At 64.6% G+C, this 21,718-nt stretch carries 17 protein-coding genes; 7 read left to right on the top strand and 10 right to left on the bottom strand.

Annotated features, from left to right (window positions below):
• Nucleotides 1–24: 24 nt before the first annotated feature.
• Nucleotides 25–1,827: a BCCT family transporter gene (locus CUTER_RS07955; protein WP_047259982.1), complete on the top strand. Its 1,803-nt coding sequence runs from the start codon at nt 25–27 to the stop codon at nt 1,825–1,827.
• On the opposite strand, the gene CUTER_RS07950 is transcribed toward CUTER_RS07955, so the two are convergent.
• The 5 genes from CUTER_RS07950 to CUTER_RS07930 all read right to left on the bottom strand — a co-directional run bounded on the left by CUTER_RS07950 (nt 1,824) and on the right by CUTER_RS07930 (nt 8,453).
• Nucleotides 1,824–2,819, bottom strand: coding sequence for an LLM class flavin-dependent oxidoreductase (locus tag CUTER_RS07950; protein ID WP_082121416.1), 996 nt, complete (start codon nt 2,817–2,819; stop codon nt 1,824–1,826). The two genes, CUTER_RS07955 and CUTER_RS07950, sit on opposite strands and share 4 nt — an antisense overlap.
• Before the next feature lie 81 nt (nt 2,820–2,900).
• Nucleotides 2,901–4,268 carry a branched-chain amino acid transport system II carrier protein gene (gene brnQ, locus CUTER_RS07945; protein WP_047259980.1) on the bottom strand — a complete coding sequence of 456 codons (1,368 nt, stop codon included), beginning with the start codon at nt 4,266–4,268 and terminating at the stop codon, nt 2,901–2,903.
• Nucleotides 4,269–4,321: 53 nt separating this feature from the next.
• Nucleotides 4,322–5,461: a phosphotransferase gene (locus tag CUTER_RS07940; RefSeq protein WP_047259979.1), complete on the bottom strand. Its 1,140-nt coding sequence runs from the start codon at nt 5,459–5,461 to the stop codon at nt 4,322–4,324.
• Nucleotides 5,462–7,243 (bottom strand): maltose alpha-D-glucosyltransferase, encoded by a 1,782-nt coding sequence (treS, locus tag CUTER_RS07935; protein ID WP_047259978.1) that lies wholly within the window; start codon nt 7,241–7,243, stop codon nt 5,462–5,464.
• Nucleotides 7,244–7,310: 67 nt separating this feature from the next.
• Nucleotides 7,311–8,453 (bottom strand): MalY/PatB family protein, encoded by a 1,143-nt coding sequence (locus tag CUTER_RS07930; RefSeq protein WP_047259977.1) that lies wholly within the window; start codon nt 8,451–8,453, stop codon nt 7,311–7,313.
• A gap of 145 nt (nt 8,454–8,598) precedes the next feature.
• On the opposite strand from CUTER_RS07930, the gene CUTER_RS07925 reads away from it, so the two are divergent.
• On the top strand, nt 8,599–9,903 hold the full coding sequence (locus tag CUTER_RS07925; RefSeq protein WP_236684700.1) for an acid phosphatase: 1,305 nt from the start codon (nt 8,599–8,601) through the stop codon (nt 9,901–9,903).
• On the opposite strand, the gene CUTER_RS07920 is transcribed toward CUTER_RS07925, so the two are convergent.
• Nucleotides 9,890–11,791: an ABC transporter ATP-binding protein gene (locus CUTER_RS07920; protein ID WP_047259976.1), complete on the bottom strand. Its 1,902-nt coding sequence runs from the start codon at nt 11,789–11,791 to the stop codon at nt 9,890–9,892. The genes CUTER_RS07925 and CUTER_RS07920 overlap by 14 nt on opposite strands.
• A gap of 88 nt (nt 11,792–11,879) precedes the next feature.
• Here CUTER_RS07920 and CUTER_RS07915 point away from each other — a divergent pair, with 88 nt between their 5' ends.
• Nucleotides 11,880–12,395 (top strand): hypothetical protein, encoded by a 516-nt coding sequence (locus CUTER_RS07915; RefSeq protein WP_052844082.1) that lies wholly within the window; start codon nt 11,880–11,882, stop codon nt 12,393–12,395.
• Nucleotides 12,396–12,962: an isopentenyl-diphosphate Delta-isomerase gene (idi, locus tag CUTER_RS07910; protein WP_047259975.1), complete on the top strand. Its 567-nt coding sequence runs from the start codon at nt 12,396–12,398 to the stop codon at nt 12,960–12,962.
• Nucleotides 12,963–12,996: 34 nt separating this feature from the next.
• Here idi and CUTER_RS07905 read toward each other — a convergent pair whose 3' ends face one another.
• A complete protein-coding gene (locus CUTER_RS07905; RefSeq protein ID WP_052844081.1) occupies nt 12,997–14,091 on the bottom strand; it encodes a carboxylesterase family protein in 1,095 nt (364 codons plus the stop codon).
• Between the two features lie 18 nt (nt 14,092–14,109).
• On the opposite strand from CUTER_RS07905, the gene CUTER_RS07900 reads away from it, so the two are divergent.
• The 3 genes from CUTER_RS07900 to CUTER_RS11805 are packed head-to-tail and all read left to right on the top strand — an operon-like array spanning nt 14,110 to nt 16,408.
• Complete coding sequence (locus CUTER_RS07900; RefSeq protein WP_047259974.1) at nt 14,110–16,101, top strand: M3 family metallopeptidase; 1,992 nt, start codon at nt 14,110–14,112, stop codon at nt 16,099–16,101.
• Nucleotides 16,102–16,275 carry a hypothetical protein gene (locus tag CUTER_RS11745; protein ID WP_158408124.1) on the top strand — a complete coding sequence of 58 codons (174 nt, stop codon included), beginning with the start codon at nt 16,102–16,104 and terminating at the stop codon, nt 16,273–16,275.
• Nucleotides 16,268–16,408 carry a hypothetical protein gene (locus tag CUTER_RS11805; protein WP_169747321.1) on the top strand — a complete coding sequence of 47 codons (141 nt, stop codon included), beginning with the start codon at nt 16,268–16,270 and terminating at the stop codon, nt 16,406–16,408. The genes CUTER_RS11745 and CUTER_RS11805 overlap by 8 nt, the downstream gene beginning before the upstream one ends.
• Here CUTER_RS11805 and CUTER_RS07895 read toward each other — a convergent pair.
• The 3 genes from CUTER_RS07895 to malQ form a co-directional block, all read right to left on the bottom strand.
• Complete coding sequence (locus CUTER_RS07895) at nt 16,405–17,079, bottom strand: ABC transporter ATP-binding protein (RefSeq protein WP_047259973.1); 675 nt, start codon at nt 17,077–17,079, stop codon at nt 16,405–16,407. The two genes, CUTER_RS11805 and CUTER_RS07895, sit on opposite strands and share 4 nt — an antisense overlap.
• Entirely contained in the window at nt 17,063–19,084 is a 2,022-nt protein-coding gene (locus CUTER_RS07890; RefSeq protein ID WP_047259972.1) for a hypothetical protein, read from the bottom strand. The genes CUTER_RS07895 and CUTER_RS07890 overlap by 17 nt, the downstream gene beginning before the upstream one ends.
• Before the next feature lie 359 nt (nt 19,085–19,443).
• Nucleotides 19,444–21,576 (bottom strand): 4-alpha-glucanotransferase, encoded by a 2,133-nt coding sequence (gene malQ / locus CUTER_RS07885; protein ID WP_047259971.1) that lies wholly within the window; start codon nt 21,574–21,576, stop codon nt 19,444–19,446.
• Between the last annotated feature and the right edge of the window lie 142 nt (nt 21,577–21,718).

Below are 21,718 nucleotides of genomic sequence, written 5' to 3'. Positions count from 1 at the left end.
CTACCCCTGACATAATAGGGGGTCATGACCACATCCTCCGGACGTCTCAAGTCCGATCCCTTCATATTCTTCGGGGCCCTCGGGTTCATCACGATCTTCGTCGTCGCCACCTTGACGTTCGGTGAAACGAGTCAACGCATCTTCGGCGCCACCGCCGACGCGTTGACCACCAACCTCAACTGGTTGTACATCGGCGGCGTCTCCATCGGCTTCTTATTCCTCGTAGCAGTCTTCTTTTCTCGATTCGCCACGGTGCGGCTAGGCGACGACGACGCCGAGCCCGCCTACCCACTACCGACGTGGTTCGCCATGCTTTTCGCCGGCGGAATGGGCGCGACCCTCATGTTCTGGGGCGTGGCCGAACCCCTCAATCACGCCGTGAACGTGCCCCTCGGGGACTATGCCCCCATGTCGCAGGAAGCCATCGAGCAGGCCTTTGGATTCACCTTCTATCACTTCGGCGTCCACATGTGGGTCATCATGACCATCCCCGGACTCGCCTTAGGCTATTTCATTCACAAGCGGAAGCTGCCTCCGCGCCTGTCCAGCGTGTTCGCCCCGGTTCTTCACGGCCGCATTTACGCGACTCCGGGCAAGCTCATCGACATCCTCGCCATCATCGGTACCGTGTTCGGCATCGCCGTGTCGGTGGGCTTGGGGACCCTGCAGATCAACGCCGGCATGAACATGCTCTGGGGCGTCCCGCTCGTGGGATGGGTGGAGATGGCCGTCATCGTCGTCATCACCGCGGCAGCGTCGATCTCCGTCGCCTCCGGCCTGGATCGCGGAATCAAGATCCTGTCCAATATCAATATCGGAATGACCGTGGCCCTGCTGCTCTTCATCCTCGTCACCGGGCCGCTGCTCACCCTGCTGAATTTCATCATCGAATCCTTCGGCATCTACTCCACGTGGTTGCCCGAATTGATGTTCTGGACGGACTCCTTCCACACCAACCCGGGGTGGCAGGGCCAATGGACGGTGTTCTACTGGGCGTGGTCCATTTGCTGGTCGCCGTACGTGGGCATGTTTATCGCCTCGATTTCGCGCGGGCGAACGGTCCGCGAGTTCATCGGCGGGGTGTTGCTCCTGCCGACCGTATTCGACATCATCTGGTTCGCGGTCCTCGGCCGCGCCGGCATTGAGGCCGAGTTGGCGAACCCGGGGTCGCTGTCCGACCCCGTCGTCGCCGACGGTAACGTCCCCTTCGCTCTCTTCGGATTGCTCCAGCACTATCCCCTTGCCGGCGTGGTCTCTGGATTTGCCCTGCTGGTGATTGTTATCTTCTTCGTCACTTCCATCGACTCCGCCGCCATGGTCAATGACATGCTGGCCACGGGGGAGTCCGGCAAGTCGCCCACCTACTACCGCATCGGCTGGGCGGTGGCCATCGGGGCGGTGACGGCGGCGATCCTGCTCGTGGGCAAAAACCAGGCGGTGACCACGCTGCAACAGGTGGTCATCATCGTCGCACTGCCGTTCTTCCTCACTCAATTTGTCATGATGTACTCGCTCATCAAGGGCATGGCGGAGGACGCCGCCGCCCAGCACCGGGCTCGCACGCGCCGGTGGGAGAAGACCGACACTGCCGAGAAGCTAGAGGCCGGAGAGGCCAAGAGCGCGCCGGGATTCGACGCCGACGGCAATCAGATCTCGGAGGAGGGCATCGGCTACGACGAGGACGGCAATCTTGTCATCCCGGGCGACGTCATCGTCGGCGGGTCGCTCGACGTGGACGGACATTCGGCCCTCGACGAGGAACCGGCGCGGACAACCACCATCGTGGAGGAGATCGCGCCGCGACCGGCGGACGACCAGGGCCGCTAGAACCAGGCCCCGGCGAGCAGCTCCAGGCTGCGGTGGGCGTGGGCGAAGTCCGGGCCTTGCAGCGAGATCATGAGCTCGTCGGCGTGTGCCGCGTCCTGGAACTGTTCCAGGTAGGCCGTCACCTCTTCCGGCGTGCCGCACGCGGTGTAGCGCAGCATATCCGCGATCTGCCGGCCTTGCGGGGAGGCCACGAGCCCGTCGAGCTGTGCCTCGGTGAGGGAGGCGCCGACGCGGCCGCGGGTCATAAACGCCCGCACCCGGTTGCGCTCCACGAGGCTACGCTGCTGGTGGGCGCCGGCGGAGGTCTCGTCGGCGATGACGTTGACCGCCGCGATGACGTAGGGCTCCGGGTGCTGTTCGGACGGGACGTAGTTGTCCCGGTAGTAGCTGGTTGCCGCCGTGAGGTGCTGCGGGGCGAAGTGGGAGGCGAAGCTGTAGGGAAGCCCCAGTTTGGCCGCCAGCGACGCGCCAAAAAGCGAGGAACCGAGGATGTACAGCGGGACGTCCGTACCCGCACCGGGCACCGCCCGCACGCCCGGGATCGTGGAGCGGTCCGAAAAGTAACTCTGCAGCTCCACGACGTCTTGGGGGAAGTTCTCTGCCGCAGCCGGGTGCCGGCGCAGGGCCCGACCGAGGGTGTTCTGGTCCGTGCCGGGGGCGCGGCCCAGGCCCAGGTCAATGCGGCCCGGGTGCAGCTCCGCCAGTGTGCCGAACTGCTCGGCCACCACGTAGGGGGAGTGGTTCGGCAGCATGACTCCGCCGGCGCCGAGCCGGATCGTGGACGTATTCGCCGCAATGTGGGCAATGAGCACCGCCGGCGCCGACGAAGCGATGGTGGACATGTTGTGGTGCTCGGAGTACCAGATCCTTAAGAATCCGAGCCGTTCGGCGTCGCGGGCCAACTCCACGGAGCGCTGCATCGATTGCCCCGGTGTCTCTGCGTCGTAGATCGTGCAAAAGTCGATGAGGGACAAGGGGACATGCTGAGACACGGTGGTCACTCCCAATCAATGCGATGCGAAAAGGCGGTCACTGTGATTCAGCGACCGCCTGAGAGGGAATATTCCGAAGGCTTAGGACACGGGAGCCGGATCCGCCGGCACCGCGGTGGCCTTGTTCCGCGTGGTGACATCGAGAACGAGACCCACGACGACGCCGACGACGGTCGGCAGCAACCAGCCCAGGGATTCCGCCTGCATCGGCGACCAGTTGATGAGCGGCTCGATGACGGACGCACCCCACCCCAGGGAGACGAAGGTCGTCAGCGCCGACCACACCACGGACACCCAGATGCCGATACGGAAGGCCCAGTTGAAGCTCATCTTTCCGCCCACGGCGGGCTCAAAGAGGGCAAGGAACATGAGCGTGATCGCCGGCGGGTAGATGAACCCGATGATCGGGGCGGCGACGGCCAGCACCGTGTCGAGACCGAGCGTCGCCATGGAGATGGACATGACCGTGAACAACACCGCCCACGCGTGGTACTTGACCCCGGGCAACATCGTGGTGAAGAACTCGCTCGTAGACGTGATCAGGCCCACCGCGGTGGTCATGCAGGCAAGCACGACGATGGCGGAGAAGACGATCTGCCCGCCGAAGCCCATGGTGGTGTTGGCGGCGTCGGCGAGGATGCCGGCGCCGTTTTCGTGATCGGTGGCGGTGGGCAGCACCTGGCCGATGATGCCCAGGCCCACGTAGATGGCGGCGAGCAAGACGCCCGCGCCGACACCGGCAATGATCGTGCCGCTGACCAGCTGCTTACCCTCGGTCAGGCCGTTGTAACGCAGCGTGGAGATGACGACGATGCCGAAGGCCAGCGCGGCGATGGCGTCCATCGTCAGATATCCCGCCAGCAGGCCCGAAGACATGGCGGCGGCGTCGTAGGGCTCCAGGGCGGGGCGCTCGATGGTGTCGAACCGCAGCATCGAGATGGTAATGAGCACCGCCAGCAGGATCACCAAAGCCGGGGTCAGCACGCGGCCCAGGCTGGAGGCGATGGTGTTCGGGTTCCACGACAGAGCCAGAGCGATGCCGAAGAAGACGAGGTTGAACACGGCGCTGGACAGCATCGACGAGGAGCCGCCCAAGGGGGTGTAGGCGGTTTCGAAGGCGACTGCGCCGGTGCGCGGCAGGGCGTAGAACGCGCCGATAGACAGGTAGGCCAGGATCGGGAAGATGAGACCGAAGACCCGGCCCGCGCGGCCGGCGAGGTCGCGCACGCTATGGCCGGACAGGGCGATGGCCACGATGCCGATGACCGGCAGGGCCACACCGGCAAGGAGGAAGCCGATGATGGCGGGCCAGAAGTTCGTGCCGGCGTTGACTCCCAGCACCGGCGGGAAAATGAGGTTGCCGGCCCCGAAGAACATCGAGAACAGCATGAGCGCCGTGACGACGATAATGGTCGACACAGACTTGGGCGCTGAAACTGGGTTAGACATGCCCGTTAGCGTACACCGGGCTATCCCGTGACGTGAAACAAGAGTCTCAAGAACTAAGCCCGGGCGGACATAATCCGCTCCACGGCCCCCAGCGGAATCCTCACCCAGTCTGGGCGATTATTCGCCTCGTAGTCAACTTCGTAGAGCGCCTTGTCCACCAGATAGGCGTCGAGCAGCGGGCCGGGTTGCACCCCGTACCCGGCCAACAACGCCTCGGTAGCCTCCGCCGACCAGCCCGTATCCGCCGTGCCGTTGAAGTGTGCCGCATAGTCCAAGGAACGCACCATGCCGGCCACGTCGCGCAGCGGGCTGTCTGGGCGGCGCCGCTCAGCCAACGGCCGCGCCGGCTCACCTTCGAAGTCGATGAGCACGTAGCGCTGATGAGTGCGCAGCGTCTGGCCCAGGTGCAGATCGCCATGGATCCGCTGAACGCTGACGTCCGTGCCGCGAAGTTCGTCGTAGGAATCAAGCACCTGGGGAAGGTAATCCTTCAGTTGCGGCACTCGGGTAGCCAACGCGCGGGCCTGGCCAGAAAGCCGGGAGGCGACCTCCTCGCCCGGCACTGTCTTGGTACCGAACTCTCGTGCCAAAGCGTCGTGTACCGCGCGCATTGCCCGGCCCAGCGCGGTGGCCTCGGCGGCGAAAGACTCACCGCGCGCAGCGTAATCCAGCGCGAGGGCCCAGCCGTCGCGCCCACCGTGGACGAAGTCCTGCACCATGGCCAGGGTGTAGTCCTGCCCGCCGAGGGTATGCGTCACCCAGCCGCGCACCGGCGCTACATGAGGGCAGTCGCCCAACCGGCTCAGCAGCTCCACGTCCGGGCTCAGCCCCGGCTCCAGGCGCCGGAACACCTTGACCATGGCCGAGTCGAAGAGCAGGGAGGTATTCGACTGCTCACCGGTGAGCACGCGCCCGGATTCCCCGGCGATGGGTGCTTGCCCGGTCAACTGGCCCGCTCCCAGGGGAGTGCCGGCAGCAAGGGCCTGCCCGTACTCCGTGGCGCGCTGGCCGAGGACGTCGACGTCGCCGTCGAGCAGCACCTGGTACAGGTCACTAGTTGTGCCATGGTGCACCCGCACCACCGCCCATAACCCGGCCGGGGTGTCGCGGCTGTCGACGACGTCCACCGCGTCGATCGCCTCGCTCTTCGCCCCGTAAAAACGGGATCCCATCAGCATGTCCGCGATGCTCATCTAGTCCTCCTCCCCGGTGAGATCGAACCAGAAGAAACCGTGCGGCGCGAGGGTGAAGTTCTGCGGCCGGTCGTCGATGGTCGGGAAATACGCCCCGCCGGTCAGCTCTCGGGGAACGACGCCGGCGAACTCAGACAAGTCTAGGGACACCCCCTGCGGCGTCGACGCGAGGTTGTTGATGCACAAGATGGTCTCGCCCTTGTACTCGCGCAGGAAAGACAGCACCGCGTCGTTCTTCGAGTACAGCTCTCGGTAGGAGCCGCGGCCGAAGGCCTTGTACTGCTTGCGGACCTGCACATGGGCGCGGGTCCACTTCAGCAGGGAGTTCTCCTTTTTCATCTGATTCTCGACGTTGATCGTCTGGTAGCCGTATTGGTCATTCTGGATGGCCGGCAGGTAGAGCCGCTCCGGGTCGGCCTTGGAGAATCCGCCGTTGCGGTCCGACGACCACTGCATCGGCGTGCGCACCCCGTCACGGTCGTAGAGCCAGATGTTGTCGCCCATCCCGATCTCATCGCCGTAGTACAGCACCGGGGATCCCGGCAAGGACAGCAGCAGCGCGGTGAGCAGCTCTTGGCGGTTGCGGTCGCCGTCGAGGAGCGGCGCGAGGCGGCGGCGGATGCCGACGTTCGCCTTCATCCGCGGGTCCTTCGCGTAGTGCTTGTACATGTAAGCGCGCTCATCGTCGGTGACCATCTCTAGGGTGAGCTCGTCGTGATTGCGCAGGAACATGCCCCACTGGGCGGTGGCCGGAATGTCCGGGGTGTCGCGCAGGATCTCGGAAATCGGAGTCCGCGAACCCTGGTGGACGCCCATAAAGATCCGCGGCATCACCGGGAAGTGGAAGGCCATGTGGCACTCGTCGCCGTCGCCGAAGTAGTCCACTACCTCGTCGGGCATCTGGTTGGCCTCGGCGAGCAGGGCCCGCCCCGGGTACTCCTCGTCGATGACCCGGCGCACCCGCTTGAGGAATTGGTGCGTCTCCGGGAGGTTCTCACCGTTGGTGCCCTCCCGCTCGAAGAGGTAGGGCACGGCGTCGAGCCGGAAACCATCAAGGCCGAGTTCCAGCCAGAAGCGCATGACGTCGAGCATCGCTTCCTGAACCTCGGGGTTGTCGAAGTTAAGGTCCGGCTGGTGGGAGAAGAAACGATGCCAGAAGTACTGCTTACGCACCGGGTCGAACGTCCAATTGGACTCCTCGGTGTCAATGAAAATGATCCGGGCCTCGGAGTAACGCTGAGGGTCGTCACTCCAGACGTAGTAATCGCCATAGGGGCCCTCCGGGTCGTGGCGAGACTCCTGGAACCACGGGTGCTGGTCGGAGGTGTGGTTGACCACCAAGTCTGTGATGATGCGGATCCCCCGCTTATGCGCCTGGTCGACGAGTTCCACAAAGTCCTCCACCGTGCCGAACTCGGGCAGCACCTCGCGGTAATTGCGGATGTCGTAGCCGCCGTCCCGCAGCGGGGAATCATAAAACGGCGGCAACCACAGGCAATCGACGCCCAGCCACGCGAGGTAGTCGAGCTTCTCGGTGACACCCTTGAGCGAACCGGAGCCGGAGTTGTCCGGGTCGTAGAAGGCGCGGACAAGGACCTCGTAGAAGACGGCGTCCTTGTACCACTGGTGGTCCGGGCGCTCCCAGGGATTATCGCCCGGTGCGGGCGCCGGGGAGTCGTATTCGACGGCCTCGTTTTCGACGATGAGTCCATCAGCGCCGGTCAGCGGCCGCGACACGGAGTCGACGTCGTTATCGGGAATTTCTACAGCTTCGTTGGTCATGGGTTCCCAGGGTAGAGAAAACAGCGCCCCGGCGCCGTCGACGCACCTCCCGGGGCAACGATGCGACCTAAGAGTTCGACGCCGCCGCCACCGCGTCGCCAATGCGGCGCACGGCCTCGGCGAGGATCTCCCGGCTGGTCGCAAAGTTGAGGCGGACGTGCCCGCGCCCGGCTTCGCCGAAATCAGTGCCTTCGTTCAGGGCTACCTTCGCGTGCTCCACGAGCCAGGCCGCCGGCTGGTCTACGTCACCGATCGCCGTGTCGGTGAAGTCCAGCCACATGAGGTAGGTGGCCTGACCACGGGTGGCGCGCAGGCCCGGCACTGCGGCCTCCACCGCGTCGGCCAGCCAATCCCGGGTGCTGCGCAGGTAGGCGATCTCCTCATCGAGGAAGCCGGATTCGTCCTGGTAGCAGGCCTCCGCCGCGAAAACTCCCAGGGTTCCCGTGCCGTCCTTGGCCACCCCGGTGAGCGACTCCCACACTGCGACGTCGTCGTCATTGGTGAGGTAGAGCTGGGCGCACTTGAGCCCAGCGACGTTCCACGCCTTGGACAGGGCCGTGATGGAGAAACACACGCGAGCTGCGGTCTCCGAGACTCCGGCGGCCACGACGTGCTCGCCGTCGAGCACGAGCGGGGCGTGGATCTCGTCGACGATGACGCGCGCGTCGTAGCGGCTCGCCAAGTCGGTGAGTGCGATGAGGGTCTCGCGTGAGAACGTGTAGCCCAGGGGGTTGGTGGGGTTAGCGATGAGGATGCTGCCCGCGCCGGCCTTAAACGCCTCCTCTACCTCGCTGAGGTCGAGGCCGCCGCGGCCCTCGATCTCGATCTTCTCGCGGCCGGCCGTCTCCGGCAGGGCGAGGAACGGCGGGTAGATCGGCGTCGGGACAACGACGGCCGAGTCCGGCCGGGTGAAGTACTCAATGCCGAGCAGCATGCCGCGGACGACGTCGGGGATGGGGATGATCCTCGCCGGGTCGGGCCGCCAGCCGTACCGACGCTCGTAGAAGTCGGCCATCGCGGTCGGAAGATTCGAGGTGGCCGGGGTGTAGCCAAAGGACTCGTTATCCACGCATTGTTGAATCTTGGCCTTCACCGCCGGGGCGGTGGGGAAGTCGCTCTCCGCGATCCACAGGGGCAAGACGTCCTCCGGGTACACCGTCCACTTACGGGTCCCGCGGGCTTTCAATTCTTCAAGGCTCGGAAACTTCATGCGCCTTACCTTAAGTGATGCCCATCGCATCCCTTAAGGGGTCCCACCCGGTGTGCTGCTCCAGTCGCGCGCGGCCGCGCTTCGTCCTAAGCTGTCTGCTGATGTGCGCCTGTCCTACTTATGATTTTTTGCTGAGGAGCCTGTCTTGAGTTCTCGCTTCCGTAAATCCTTTGCCCTTGCCCTGCTCACGGCCACCACCTTCACCGGTCTGACGGGCTACCCGGTGGCCGTGGCCAACCCCCTGCAAGAGCCGGTGTCCGAGCTGTCCTCTAAGGAACAGGAGGATTCCGCCTTCGGCGTTCCCCAGGTGCACTCGTCGCTGATGGGACTGCACAGCGGCCCCGCCATCGTCGAGCATGACGGAGCCCCGGTGCCCCAGCCCTTCGACGAGACCTACCTGGGCGGTTACATTTCCGACCTCTCCGCCTACAGCTACGGCGTGTACTTCGACGTCATTGACGGCTTCGAGGATCTCCGGGCCAATCATCCCGAGGTGTTGAAGCGGAACATGGACATCGTGGTCGATTACAACAACAACTCCTCCGCGGAGCGGATTGCGATCGCCCAGAATGACGCCCTCGCCGACCGGCGTGGGGTGGTCAATGCCACCGCCGACGCCCTCGGCCCCTCCGCCGCCGAAGCCTTGCGCACCTCCATCGCGGAAGGCCGCCTTCCGAAGACGATGTTCCTGCTGGGCAACGGCTACGCTTCCCGGGCTGGTGGCCTGGCGTCGTCGACCTTCGTGGAGAAGTTCGTCTACGGCTACGACCGCCCCTTCGTCCAGGAACCGGACCGGATCATCCGCCACCAGATCGGGGACCGGGATCTTTACGGCACCACCCCGTCCTTCCCCTCTGGCCACACCAACCAGGCGACGTGGATCACCACCCTCATGGCGATGATGCTGCCCGAGATGGGCCCGCAACTGCTGGAGCGCGGCTCGATGTCCGGAGAGTCTCGCCTGGTCATGGGCGTGCACTTCCCGCTCGACGTCACCGCCGGCCGGATGGCAGGCACCGCCGCGGCGGCGGACCGGCTCAACGACCCGAAGATGAACGACGCCATCCGCCAGGCGGCGCAGGAGCTGCGCGCGGAACTGGAGTGGCGCACCGGCAAGAGCATCGAGGAGCTGGCTGCCGAGGCCCGTGCGATCACCTCCGACGACGCCGCGGTCGCCGCCTACACCGAGCGCATGGACTACGGCTTCGAGCCGCTGTACGACCAGAACGCGCCGATGATCGTGCCGCAGGCCGCCCCGGTCCTACTGGAAACCGCGCACCCGGAGCTGGACTGGTTCCAGCGCGCCGAGGTGCTGCGGCAGACCGCCTACCGGGCTGGCCAGCCGCTCGATAATCAGACCGAGGAAGGCTCCTGGCACCGGCTCAACCTCGCCGCCGCGTGGGCAGCGGACGTCACCGTCAACCCCGACGGATCCGTCACCGTTCGCTAGCGTCGTGCTCCTCGCCGTCGCGGTCGGAGTGGTCGGAGATGAATCCGTATTTCTTCAGCCGCGCCCGGTCGGCGGCTGACGCGGAGGCCGTCAAAGCGAGCAGCTCGGCGTAGATGCCCCCGGAGCCGGCGAGCTCGTCGGGGGAGCCCACCTCGTCGACGCGACCGTCGGTGAGCGTGACGATGGTGTCCACGCCGGCGATGGTGGACAAACGGTGCGCGATAATCAGCGTCGTCCGGTCCTTCATAAGCTCATCCAAACCCGCCTGCACCGCCCGCTCCGCCTTGTTGTCGAGGGCGGAGGTGGCCTCGTCGAGGACGAGGATCGGGGCATCCTTGAGCATGGCGCGCGCCACGGCGACGCGCTGTTTCTGCCCGCCCGACAACCGCAGGCCGCGCTCGCCGATGACGGTGGCGTAGCCCTGCGGGAAGGACGCGATGAAGTCGTGGGCGTTGGCGCGCCTGGCCACCTGCTCAATCTCTTCGTCGGTGGCATCTGGTTTGCCGTAGGCGATGTTCTCCGCGATGGTCCCCGAGAACAAAAACGGCTCCTGGAACACCACTCCCACGGAGGCTCGCAGCTCGGCCGCGGACAGCTCTGAGACGTCGCGTCCGCACAGGATCAGCTTTCCGGCGGTCGGCCGATACAGCCCCAACAAGAGGTTGACGACGGTGGACTTGCCGCCTCCGGACTCGCCGACGAGGGCCACCTTCTCGCCGCGGCCGGCGCGGAAGCTGACCTCATCGAGCACCGGTTTTCCCTCCTCATAGGCGAAGCTGACGTCGACGAGCTCGATGTCCGCGCCGCCTTGACGCGCGAGGGGAGCGACGACGGACGCGTCGTCGGCAGGTGCTGGGACGTCGGAGGCGCGGGTCGCGGCGAGAACGTGGGCGTCGACCGTCGGTTCCATCTCCTCCGACATGACAGCGAAGTAGTCCTTCGAACCGGCGATGGCGCGCTGGGCGGAGTCCACTGCCCAGCTCATCATGAACACCGGCTGCTTGGCCATCATGACCAGCTGAATGAGCATGACCATGTCCCCGAGGGACATATAACCGCCGGCGGTGCGGAAGAAGATGAGCAGGTAGATGCCGAAGAAAATGACGTTGAGCGCGCAGCCCCGCGCGGTATCCATGAGGTGCCACCAGCGCGATTGCGGCCGGGTGACCGTCACCGTGTCCGCGTATCGACGCCCGAAGCTGGCCAACTCCCGGCGCTCGGCGACAAAGGACTTGACGACCTTCACCTGAGAGATTGTCTCGGAGAAGCGGCCATTGGCGAGATCGACCTGCTCATTTTTCTGTTCTTCGTAGCGCTGCCAGCGTGACGACGTCAACGCGGTAAGCCACATGTACACCGGGAACACGGCGGCGATGAGCAGCGACAGCGGCCAGTAGTACAGCGACGTCACCACCAAGATGGCGGCCACCTGAAACAGCATCGGCAGAAAGGAGTTGGACATCGACTGCAGGAACTGTGTGATCGAGGTAATCGAACGGTCCAACCGGGCGATGATGGTACCGGTGACCTGATAGTCGAAATAGCGCTGGGGCAGCCCGAGCAGTTTTGCGTAGTACCGAGTAGAGAGGATCTGTCGCAGCCGGGCGGCCATGACATCGCCGCAGTAGCCGCCCACGTTCGTCGCCAGGGTCTTGGCCACGTCGGTGACCAGCAACGCTACCGCCAGCAGCGCTAGGGTCCGGCCAGCGCCGTCGCCGAGGCCCGGGCCGTCCCCGGAGACCGCCGCGACGATCGCGTCGGTGGCGTGCTTGAGGAAGAACGGGGACAGCAGTCCCAACCCCGCCACGATGAGGGCGGAGAGGAAAATGCCGGCGTAGAGCGGGGCCAGGGCGCGGGCGCTGCGCAGGATTCTCAACAGTGGTGACATAGCCTCTACGCTAGACTCAACGGAGAAACGTGAGCGTGTCCACCCGGGCGCGCCACCCGGATCACAAGCGTGAAAGGTCGTCAACGCCGTGTCCACCCAGCTGCGCATTCGAACTGTCCTCGCGATGGTGCCCGCCATCGCCGTCGTGCTCACCGCCTGCGGCGGGCAGCCGGAGAACGCCACCAGCGAAGCCCCGACCGCCTCCACCTCCGCAGTGGAACCCATCACCGCGACCGAGGTCCTCGGCCCGGTGGAGGACCCGGGCGTGGGGGCCACCTACCACTACCAGGGCGCCGAGTCGGGCATCTACGGCGGCACCACCATCACCGTCGCGGTGACGAATAACAACGACCAGCCGCTATCTCCCGATGCACTCGGGGAGCCGACACTGCGCGTCGACGACGGCTCCGGGATGAAGGAAGTGGATTTGCTCGACATCAGCGTCCCCGAGGGACAGACGCCGTTGCACGTGCCGCTGGAGCTGCCTCTCGGCGTCGGCGCCACCACCAACCTCAAGTACACCTTCGACGTCTCCCGCGGTGAGCTGGCGAAGGCGGAGTTCACGGTCGGCAACGTCACGTACAGCGGCAACCTGGCGATCTAGATGACGGAACTGGTCGTACTCGTCGACGATGCCGGCCGCGCCCTCGGCACCGCGGACAAGGCCACCGTCCATACCGAGAACACCCCGCTGCACCAGGCGTTTTCCGCGTACCTGCTCGACGCCGCCGGCCAGGTGCTGCTCACCCGTCGCGCACTAGGGAAGAAGACGTGGCCAGGGGTATGGACCAACAGTTTTTGCGGCCACCCGGGTCCCGGGGAGGCACTGGAAGACGCGATCGTTCGCCGGGCTCTCGACGAACTGGGGATCGAGGCATCGTCGCTCGCCGACCCGGTGTGCATCCTGCCCGACTATCGCTACCGGGCGGTTGATTCTTCCGGGATTGTGGAGAACGAGCTATGCCCGGTGTTCACCGTGCAGCTCGCCGCCGGGATCGGCTTCGAGGAGGCCTTGGATCCCCGCCGCGCCGAGGTGGACTCCTGGTTCACGCTGCCGGCTGATCGGCTCATCGCGGCGGTCGACGCCGCGCCGGGTGCGTTCTCGCCCTGGCTGGTGGGCGAGTTGGCCGATGAGCGGTTGCGCTCGGCGCTCCTATCGTCCGGACGTTGACCGGGCAGGCCTTAAATCTCAAGTCCCGGGCCGCTCACTGCCCCGGGTGGAAGGCAAGGCGCACGTACTTGAGCGGCTCCTTCGCCGGGGCCAGCAGTCCGTCAACCGTGCTGAGCTGGCCGGTGATCCGGCCACTATGAGGCCAATATTCCGGCCACCCAGGCTCACCGGTGTGCACCAGCCGAACCAGCCAGTCGTGCACGGGACCGGGCTGGAAAAGGGCGGGCAGCTCCGCGGAGTGCATTGCGCCGGGGCCGACGTACTCTCCTAACCACCGCCGCCCAGGGGTGCCGTCGACGATGTCTTGCGCCCACCGGCGGACCCCGGCGTCGCCGAGGAGCCGGCGGAGGACAGCGTTCGGGTCGATGCGCCGGGAGGCCGCGAGATAAGCGGACACCCCGCCGCGCACCCCTAGCCGCCGCGCGAGCAAGCGGGCTACCAGGGCACCGTAGCCGCGCTTATCCGCCCGGGTGGCGGCGGGGAAGAAGTTATAGAACTCGTTGCGGCTGGTGGTGACGATGACGTCCACCCCGGAAAGCTCCGTCGCCTGGAAAGGGTGGGGACCGTAGGGTAGGTCCAGGCGCGGCAGGAGAAGCCGGCTTGTGGCGCCTGCGGGTCGCGCGGCGGTGCGGGGAAGGGCAGGGGAGCACAACAACGCCCGGCGGAAGGCGCCCCGGTAGTGGTCGCGCCGGCACAACCACGCCGCGATGCCGGCTCCCGCCGACTGGCCGACGAGCGTGACCGACGTCGGGTCGCCGCCGAAGGCCTCGATGGTTCGCTGCACCCACTCCAGGGCGTCAAAGCAATCGTCGATCCCCCGGTAGCGGTAGGGGGCCTCGCCGGGGTACCGCCCGAAACCTGCCTCGCCGACCCGGTAGTCCACGGAGACGACCACGATGCCGTCGGCCACGCACGCCCCCGGGTCCGTGGCCGGATCGAGGTAGTCACCGCCCACGTAGGAGCCGCCGTGAAGGAAGACGAGCACCGGCCAGTCCTTCGCCGACGCGGCGGTGGCGACGGCGAGCTGCCCGCCGCCGACCGGGATGGTCTCGAAGCGTTGGGAACCATCGACGCCGGTGTACCCCCGATAGGTGACGCCGCCGAAGCTCCGCGTAGTGGCATGGGTCATATCGCTAGACTAGCCGCCATGACTAACCCGCTGTGTGAGCCTTCCACCCTCGACTACGGCCTGCCGCCCTTCGACACGATCCGATTGGAGCACGTCGAGCCCGCCATCGATGCCGGCGTCGCGCAGCAGCGCGCGGAGATCGCCGCCATCTGCGCCGAGACGGAGCCGTCGTGGGCAAATACCGTCGAGGCCCTGGAGATCTCCGGCGCCATCCTGCGTCGGGCGACGGCGTGGTTTTTCAACCTCCAAGGCACCGACGCCACCGAGGCCTTCGACGATGTGGCGGCCCGCATCATTCCCGTCCTGTCCGCTCACGAGGACTGGCTCTACCAGCACGACGAGCTGTACCGGCGGGTGCGTGGCGTCGACGTCCCCGAGGATGAGCAGTCGCGGCGGCTTCACCGGCTCCTGTGCCACCGTTTCGTTCGACGCGGCGCTGACCTCAACGCCGAGGGCCGGGCACGACTAAATGAGATCAATGAGCGCCTCGCCGTTCTATCGGAGCAATTCGGGCGCAATCTGCTGGCCGACACCCAGGCCCTCGCCGTCGCTGTTGACACCGCTGAGGAACTTGACGGGCTTTCCGAGGCCCGCATCGCGGCCGCGCGCCAGCTCGCCGAAGACTCCGGCCGCGAGGGATACCTGCTCGCGCTGGAGCTTCCCTCCACACAGTCCGCGCAGGAGGTGCTCACTAACCCCGCGACCCGCCACCAGGTGTTCGAGGCCTCGCGCCGCCGCGGGGCGCACTCCAACCGGGATGTCTTGCTAGAGACCGTGCGCTTGCGCGCCGAGCGTGCCCGGCTGCTGGGCTACGACACCCACGCCGACGTCGTCATTGAGCAGGAAACCGCTGGCAGCGCGGATGCCGCACGGCGTCTGCTCACGGACATCGCCCCGGCGGCCAGCGCCAATGCAGCCGCGGAATTAAAGCTCGCTAGCGAACTAGCTGAGCAGGAGCTCGACGCCGCGGATTGGCCCTACTACGCCGCCCAGCTGCGTCAACGCGACCAGGGCGTGACCGACGAACAGCTGCGACCTTACTTCCACCTATCGAGGGTGTTGCGCGACGGCGTGTTCTATGCCGCGCACCTGCTCTACGGGATCACGGTTATCGACCGACCGGACCTCAAGGCGTACCGCGACGACGTCAAGGTTTACGAGGTCCTCGACCACGATGGCGAAGGCTTAGGCCTGCTGCTCACGGATTACCGGGCACGGGCGTCGAAGCGCGGCGGCGCATGGATGTCTACCTTCACCGAGCAGGCCGAGCTGACCGGGTCGCGCCCAGTCGTGGTCAACGTTATGAGTGTCAGCGATAACGCCCTGACAATGGACGAGGTCACCACCGTCTTCCACGAGTTCGGCCACGCCCTGCACGGATTGCTCTCCGACGTGCGCTATCCGTCTTTGTCGGGGACGAATGTCCCGCGCGACTGGGTGGAGTTTCCGTCCCAGATTAACGAGAATTGGGCCTTCGTCCCCGAGATCGTGGCACACTATGCTCGCCACGAAGAGACCGGAGAGCCGCTGCCGGAGTCCTACCTGAAGGCCGTCTACGCCCAGCGCCAGGCTGGCCAGGGCTTCGCCACCGCGGAATACCTAGGGGCGGCGATCATCGACCTCGCATGGCACTCCCTTAACTCCGAGCAGGCCGCCGCCATCGAGGACATCGAGGCTTTCGAACAGGCCGCCCTCGCCGATGCCGGTCTCGACGTTGAGGCTCTGGTGCCGCGGTACACCTCTGCCTACTTCAATCACATCTTCGCGGGCGGCTACTCGGCGGGCTACTACTCCTACCTATGGGCTGAGGCACTCGACGCGGACGGCTTCTCGTGGTTTGAGCAGCAGAGTGATCTGCGGGCCGCCGGTCAACGCTTCCGGGACCTTGTCTTGAGCCGAGGCGCTGCCCGGGACTATCCCACGGCGTTCGAGGAGCTGGTTGGCCGTCCCCGCAGCGTCAAGGCGCTGCTTGCCCGCCGCGGTCTAGCCGGATCGGCGGTCGACAACTAAATGGACTGGCTCATGCAAACCCTCGTCGGCCTCGCGCCGGGCGCGCAGCTTGCCATTCTGCTTGTGGTACTTTTGCCGGCCTCGGCGGTGGGGGCGTGGCTGCTGCTGCGCGTCGTCGACACCATCGCCTGGTTGCCCCACCGGATTGAGCGCTACACTAACCGACATGGCTAACCCAGAGGAGCTGCGCAAGCAGGATCAGAAGCTACCGAGACCTCGGCGACGTTATCCGAGGTCGCGGGTGACGCAGTCCCTGGGGTTCTTGCTCGTCCTCGTGGTGGTCGCCTGGGTTCTCAGCCTCATTTAGCGCCGGTTCGCCGCCGGCTCACTGGTGGCGTTCCCGACCAACGAATAGGTGGTGTCACAGTGGCTGATGACCCACGGATCATGGCTGACGATGATGACTCCGGCACCGTTATGAGCTGCCTGCTTGAGGAGCCCGAGGACAGCGGAAGCGTTGTCCCGATCCAGGGAGGCAGTGGGTTCATCGGCCAGGATAAGCTCTGGTTGCCTCAACAGCAGCCTCGCTACGGCTACCCGCTGTTGTTCACCACCGCTGAGAGTGTGGATGATGTCCTTATGCCTCCCCGCTAGGCCGACGGCGTCGAGGCTGGCGGTAATCAGTCCGGCTAGCTCCGCGCGGCGGTGATCCGACCGGGAGGCTATTCGCAGGTTGGCCTCGATGCTGGAGTTATCGATGAGTGCGAAGTCCTGGAAGAGGTAGCCGATGTTATTGCGCCTGAGGTTTCGCTGCTGGCGGCCGCTGAGCCGAGAATAGGGCCGGCCGAAAGCGTGGATTTCTCCGGTTGTGAGGTCGTCGAGCAGGCCAATGCAATTTAAAAGAGTAGATTTACCGCAGCCGGAAGGCCCGGTGAGCACGAGAACTTCGCCTGGCTGGAGAGAAAAGTTAAGGTGCTGCCAAAGCCAGCGTTTGGTGATCTTTTTACCGGCGTCGTCAACGCTAAGCAGCGTGGTCATGGCCTAGTTTTCCTTTCTTTGGGTCACCAAAGTGTAGTAATGCCAGGGTGAGGGCAGTGGAGATGAGCACGAAGGAGACGCAGACGATGATCGTGCCGGGCCGGGTGACAAGACCGCCGGCGATCGCGGGATCGAAAGTACTCCAGTCAACGCCTTGGGCGATGAGACGTCGTTTTTCAGAGCCGTGGTTGTAGAGCCCTATGGCTACGCCCAGAATGCCGGTCAATTCCAAAAGGTAGATGGGGTAGATCGCACCCAGACGGGACTGGCCGTGAAGAAAGTATACCGTCATGGGTTGGGCGAAGATTCTGCGGCCGATAAAGCTGGCGGCGAAGCAAACGAAGCCCATGAACACGATGATGAGAATGGCTCCCGCAATACTGGTGAAGGTCCTGGATTTGATCTCTGCCAGTGACTGGGCCCACACCTCTCGTACCGGAAGGACCTGGTAGATGAACGTGTACAACTCTTTGTCCGAGCCGATGGCCTCGCGAAGTGAGCCTTGTTCGAAGACGATTCTTCGCTGGGACACCGCAGCAATGAGGTTGCGGACTCCGTAGTCCAAGGGAGACTCATAAAGAATGAAGATAGGGTCCTTTACGACGGTGTCGCCAGCCCAGCCGGCGACACCGGTGTCCCAGGTAAAGACGTCGTTTCCTGCTTTGGTGGTGATAACCGTCGGCGAGGAGGTGTCAGGAAGAAGGACAGACGCGTAGTCAAAGGCGGGGTCGAAAATCGACTCGGGGACGACGATGACAGGACCGGCCGACGTATCAACATTAAGCAGCGTTGATAGTGCAGGCCCGGTGACGGATTCGCGTGCACCTGCGGGGTCGATGCTCATGACTCCGATACCCGCGGGTAGTTCTGTGTAGATTCCCGCGTGGGAGTAGTCGACGAGTAGTGCCTTGTCTTGCCGCGCAAGGTCATCGACTAAGTGAGCGAAGCGTTGTTCAGCAGGTTGGGTCTCGTCGATCTCACGGGCGCCGCTAACACGGGCGATTTCGTAACCGTAGGCGGCATCCCAGGCTTGTCGATCCTGGTGTTGTTCCTGCCATTCAACAAATTGGTTGTGGCCGCTGGCGACGAACCCGACAAGCAGTATCGCCACGATTGCCTTGATTGCGTAAGTGAAGCCGAGGATGGCCTTTCCGGGTAGGCGTCCCTTAGCGGCGGCGGTGGCGCTGGTAGTGCCGAGGATGACGATGCTCAGTAGTCTGGTGGCGAAGAAGGCCAGGTAGGTTGCCGCGAGGAAGGCCAGCAACCAGGGCAGCAGGTGAGAAATGGCATCGAGGCTGGACATCAACGCCAAAACAATGACGACCGCTGCGAGTACACTCAAGGCCGCGATAAGGCTCTTCGCGAGGTAATCCTTAAGGTCGCGCCGGATGACTCGTCCGGGACTATAGCCGTGGATCCTGAGGATCGCGATCTCTTTGGATCGAAGCACCACCGCCGCGGCGGACAGCGCGGCAACAAGAAAAATGATGGCGAACGTCAAACCTGTGAGTTGAGCATTCTGAAGGAGGAAAAGAAGGTAATGGGTGTTCAGAGTTCCAGTTTGATAGCCATGTGATTCGAAGAGCTGGGTGACGTCATGGATGTACTGATCGGTACCGCCGACGAAAAATGACAGGCGTAAATCTGCTCCAGGGTAATCGACCAGCGGTGCGACATGGTAGTCATTTTCTAGGGGCAGTGATCCGTAGCCATGGGTGACCCAATTTTCTGCACGTGGGCCGGAAGCGAAAATAGTAGGATGTGGTTGCGTATAGTCTTCTACGGCGACCATTCCCTTGTGTTTGGTGGCTAAGCTGTGTAACTCAAGGAGAAGGGCCTCGGGGTCAACCTGACCAGGCGGGGTGCTTTGTACCTGAATGACTGCTTTAGTTCCCCGGACTGCGCCAAGGCTAACGAGGATATAAGTCCAAAATGACAGCGCTAGGGAGGAAAAGGCTGCGATGATGATCGCGGCGTGGTCCAACAATGAGTGTTTGACGTTCATAAGAAAATACCACTTAGGGCGGTGGGCTTTGAGTGCTAGCCCACCACCATGGGAGTTCCTCTCCGTGGATGGGGCAGTGCTTGGATGACTGTTGTTAGTAACTAACAACAAACTTGAAGCTACCTTCCCATCATGGTCAGGGCTACTGGAGGGGCCCGATTGTGATATATCCCACATTTGCGCCCTGGTTCATGGGCTTGGCGGCGGTTTCGACGCTGCAGGCAAGCTTCCCCGAGGTGCCAACTCGTATACCGGTGCAGGTCTATGACCACGGCGAACGACAGTTCGCGATCCGCTGCGGCCGAAGCGAGCAGCCCTTCTCCTCATCGCAGAGATCGGGCTGCTGGTCTCACCATCTCTTAGCGCTTCGACGCCTCTCCCACCCGATGGAGCAGCGAGCAGCCTGGTAAGTCCTCGATGAGCACAGGGTTGCCCTCGGTATCGCACAGGGGGATGCGCCAGTTCGCATACTGCTCGCCATTGGTGCCGGGCTGATTCTGTATTCGCACGTCGCCAACTAGGTCCACCAGATTCGTCACTGTCAGTGCCGACGGGGTAGCCGCAATGTATCGGTGCAGTCCGACGAGCAAGTCCCCAAGTTCCCCACGAGTCTCGCGTTGGGCAGTGGAGAAGTCGGCCTCGGCCAGGTCACCATCAAACAATCCAGCCTGCTGGATGCGGGCAAAGACGGCGTTCTGGTGCCGGAGGTCTTCGTCGAATTCCGCCTCAGCGCTGCGGTGCAGCAGGCCGAGCTCGGTGCGGAGGCGAATGTGCTCGCCGTCGAGGTAGCCCGCCGTTGGCGGCAAGTCGTGGGTGCCGACGGCGGACAGCGCCTGCCGGCGGTACTCGTGGGGCCGGCGGGGCCCGGAGCCGTCGGGGGAGGACTCGAACCACAGCACGGAGGTGCCGAGGATGCCGCGGGATGCCAGGACGTCTTGCACCCAGGGCTCGAAGGTCCCGAGGTCCTCGCCGATGACGATTGCCCCGGCGCGTTCCGCCTCCAGGGCGAGGATGCCCACCATCGCTTCGAAGTCGTAATAGACGTAGGTGCCGGACGACGGGGGCTCGAAACGTGGCATCCAGAACAGCCGGAAGAGCCCCAGGACGTGGTCCACCCGGATGCCTCCCGAATGGTGCAGCGCGTCGGCAATCATCTTCCGCCACGGCCGGTAGCCCACTTCGGCGAGGGCGTGTGGGTTCCACGGCGGCTGGGACCAGTCCTGGCCCAGTTCGTTGTAGGGATCCGGCGGCGCCCCCACGGAGGCGTCGTGGACGAGCAGCTCCGCCATGGTGGCCGCGTCCGCGCCGCAGGGGTGCACGCCCACCGCCAGGTCCGTGATAACGCCAATTTCCATGCCGGCGTCGAGGGCTGTTGCTTGGGCCGCGGCGAGTTGCTCATCGCAGAGGAATTGCAACCAGACGTAGAAGCGGGTTAACTCGTCCAGGCTCGGCGGGCTTGCGTGGCGGGTGTTCGACCAGAGGTGGTCAATCTCTTGCTGGGCGCACCAGCGGGCAAAGGCGGTGAGGCTTTCGCCGTGGCTGTCCAGGTAGGCGTCGAGCTGCTCGTCGCGGTGCGCGGGCAGGCCGTCGGCGAAGATGTCGCGCAGCACGTCGAGTTTCGCGGAATAGATCGGGTTGCGGTCGATCTTCTCCGGGTCGCGGTTGCGGGCCTTGAACTCCTCGCTGAGCGCGGCGATGGCAGTGCGGGTGGCTTCAGGAAGGGCTGCGAATTCCGCGGTGTCTTCGACACGCAGGTAGAGGGGGTTGACGAAGCGCCGGGACGTGGGCAGGTACGGCGAATCCTCGATTGGGGGGAAAGGCTCGGCGGCGTGGAGCGGGTTGATAAGCAGGAAATCGGCACCGATCTCCCGGTGCAGGGTGGCCGCCAGCTCACCGAGGTCGTGGAAGTCGCCGATTCCCCAGCTGCCCTCGGAGCGCACGGAGTACAGCTGCGCCATGACACCGAAGCGACGATCGTTGAGGAAACGGTCCGTCGTTGACAGTCGGGCGGGGGTGATGATGAGGTGGGCGCTGGCCTCAACACCTTCGGATTCGAGCACAACCCGGTGGTAGCCGCGCGGCAGGTTACCCGGGACGTGGAAGCTGGCCTCACCCCACATAACGGAGTCAACCTCTGTCGGGGGAGTCCAGTTTTCATCCTGGTAAACCTCCCGGGTGGAGCCGTCCTCCAGCTCTATTCGGACCTTCGCTTCGGCACCGTCGTGCACGTGGGCGACGAAACCGATCTCGGTTCCCTCAACGCCAACGATCGAGGCCGGCAGGGGCCGACTGGCCGAGGTGAGGTGTTTGCTTTCCAGGGCCTGCGCCAGGTCCGCTTCGGTGGGATCCGTGGGGAGGTCTACCCCCATGGCTCGGAGCAGCTGAAGAAGGGTGTCCCCGGTAGCTTCGACGGTCTCACCGGTAATCGCCAGGTAATCCGTGGCGATTCCGAAGGCCTGAGCTAAATGTTTCAGGTTGTCCTCGTAACTCACAACTTACTATCGTGCCAAAGGCGCCCCGTCGCCGTACCTTTCACCCCCGCCCGAGCGTGTGAGGAGTCCGAGCGGACGTAGTATCGTTAAGCAGCGGCAATGTTTTGTTAACAAACCTGTGAGGAGTCTCGTTCATGAGCGT

The organism is Corynebacterium uterequi (assembly GCF_001021065.1).
In the GTDB taxonomy this organism is placed as follows: domain Bacteria; phylum Actinomycetota; class Actinomycetes; order Mycobacteriales; family Mycobacteriaceae; genus Corynebacterium; species Corynebacterium uterequi.
This window is presented reverse-complemented; position numbering and strand designations above follow the sequence as displayed.

What these genes read in the sequence shown, in the direction of transcription:
- CUTER_RS07920 (WP_047259976.1), bottom strand. Translation starts at nt 11,791, where the DNA reads ATGTCACCACTGTTGAGAATCCTGCGCAGCGCCCGCGCCCTGGCCCCG.
- CUTER_RS07895 (WP_047259973.1), bottom strand. Translation starts at nt 17,079, where the DNA reads ATGACCACGCTGCTTAGCGTTGACGACGCCGGTAAAAAGATCACCAAA.
- CUTER_RS11745 (WP_158408124.1), top strand. Translation starts at nt 16,102, where the DNA reads ATGGACTGGCTCATGCAAACCCTCGTCGGCCTCGCGCCGGGCGCGCAG.
- idi (WP_047259975.1), top strand. Translation starts at nt 12,396, where the DNA reads ATGACGGAACTGGTCGTACTCGTCGACGATGCCGGCCGCGCCCTCGGC.
- CUTER_RS07940 (WP_047259979.1), bottom strand. Translation starts at nt 5,461, where the DNA reads ATGAGCATCGCGGACATGCTGATGGGATCCCGTTTTTACGGGGCGAAG.
- CUTER_RS07900 (WP_047259974.1), top strand. Translation starts at nt 14,110, where the DNA reads ATGACTAACCCGCTGTGTGAGCCTTCCACCCTCGACTACGGCCTGCCG.
- CUTER_RS07905 (WP_052844081.1), bottom strand. Translation starts at nt 14,091, where the DNA reads ATGACCCATGCCACTACGCGGAGCTTCGGCGGCGTCACCTATCGGGGG.
- brnQ (WP_047259980.1), bottom strand. Translation starts at nt 4,268, where the DNA reads ATGTCTAACCCAGTTTCAGCGCCCAAGTCTGTGTCGACCATTATCGTC.
- CUTER_RS11805 (WP_169747321.1), top strand. Translation starts at nt 16,268, where the DNA reads ATGGCTAACCCAGAGGAGCTGCGCAAGCAGGATCAGAAGCTACCGAGA.
- CUTER_RS07890 (WP_047259972.1), bottom strand. Translation starts at nt 19,084, where the DNA reads ATGAACGTCAAACACTCATTGTTGGACCACGCCGCGATCATCATCGCA.
- treS (WP_047259978.1), bottom strand. Translation starts at nt 7,243, where the DNA reads ATGACCAACGAAGCTGTAGAAATTCCCGATAACGACGTCGACTCCGTG.
- CUTER_RS07930 (WP_047259977.1), bottom strand. Translation starts at nt 8,453, where the DNA reads ATGAAGTTTCCGAGCCTTGAAGAATTGAAAGCCCGCGGGACCCGTAAG.
- CUTER_RS07955 (WP_047259982.1), top strand. Translation starts at nt 25, where the DNA reads ATGACCACATCCTCCGGACGTCTCAAGTCCGATCCCTTCATATTCTTC.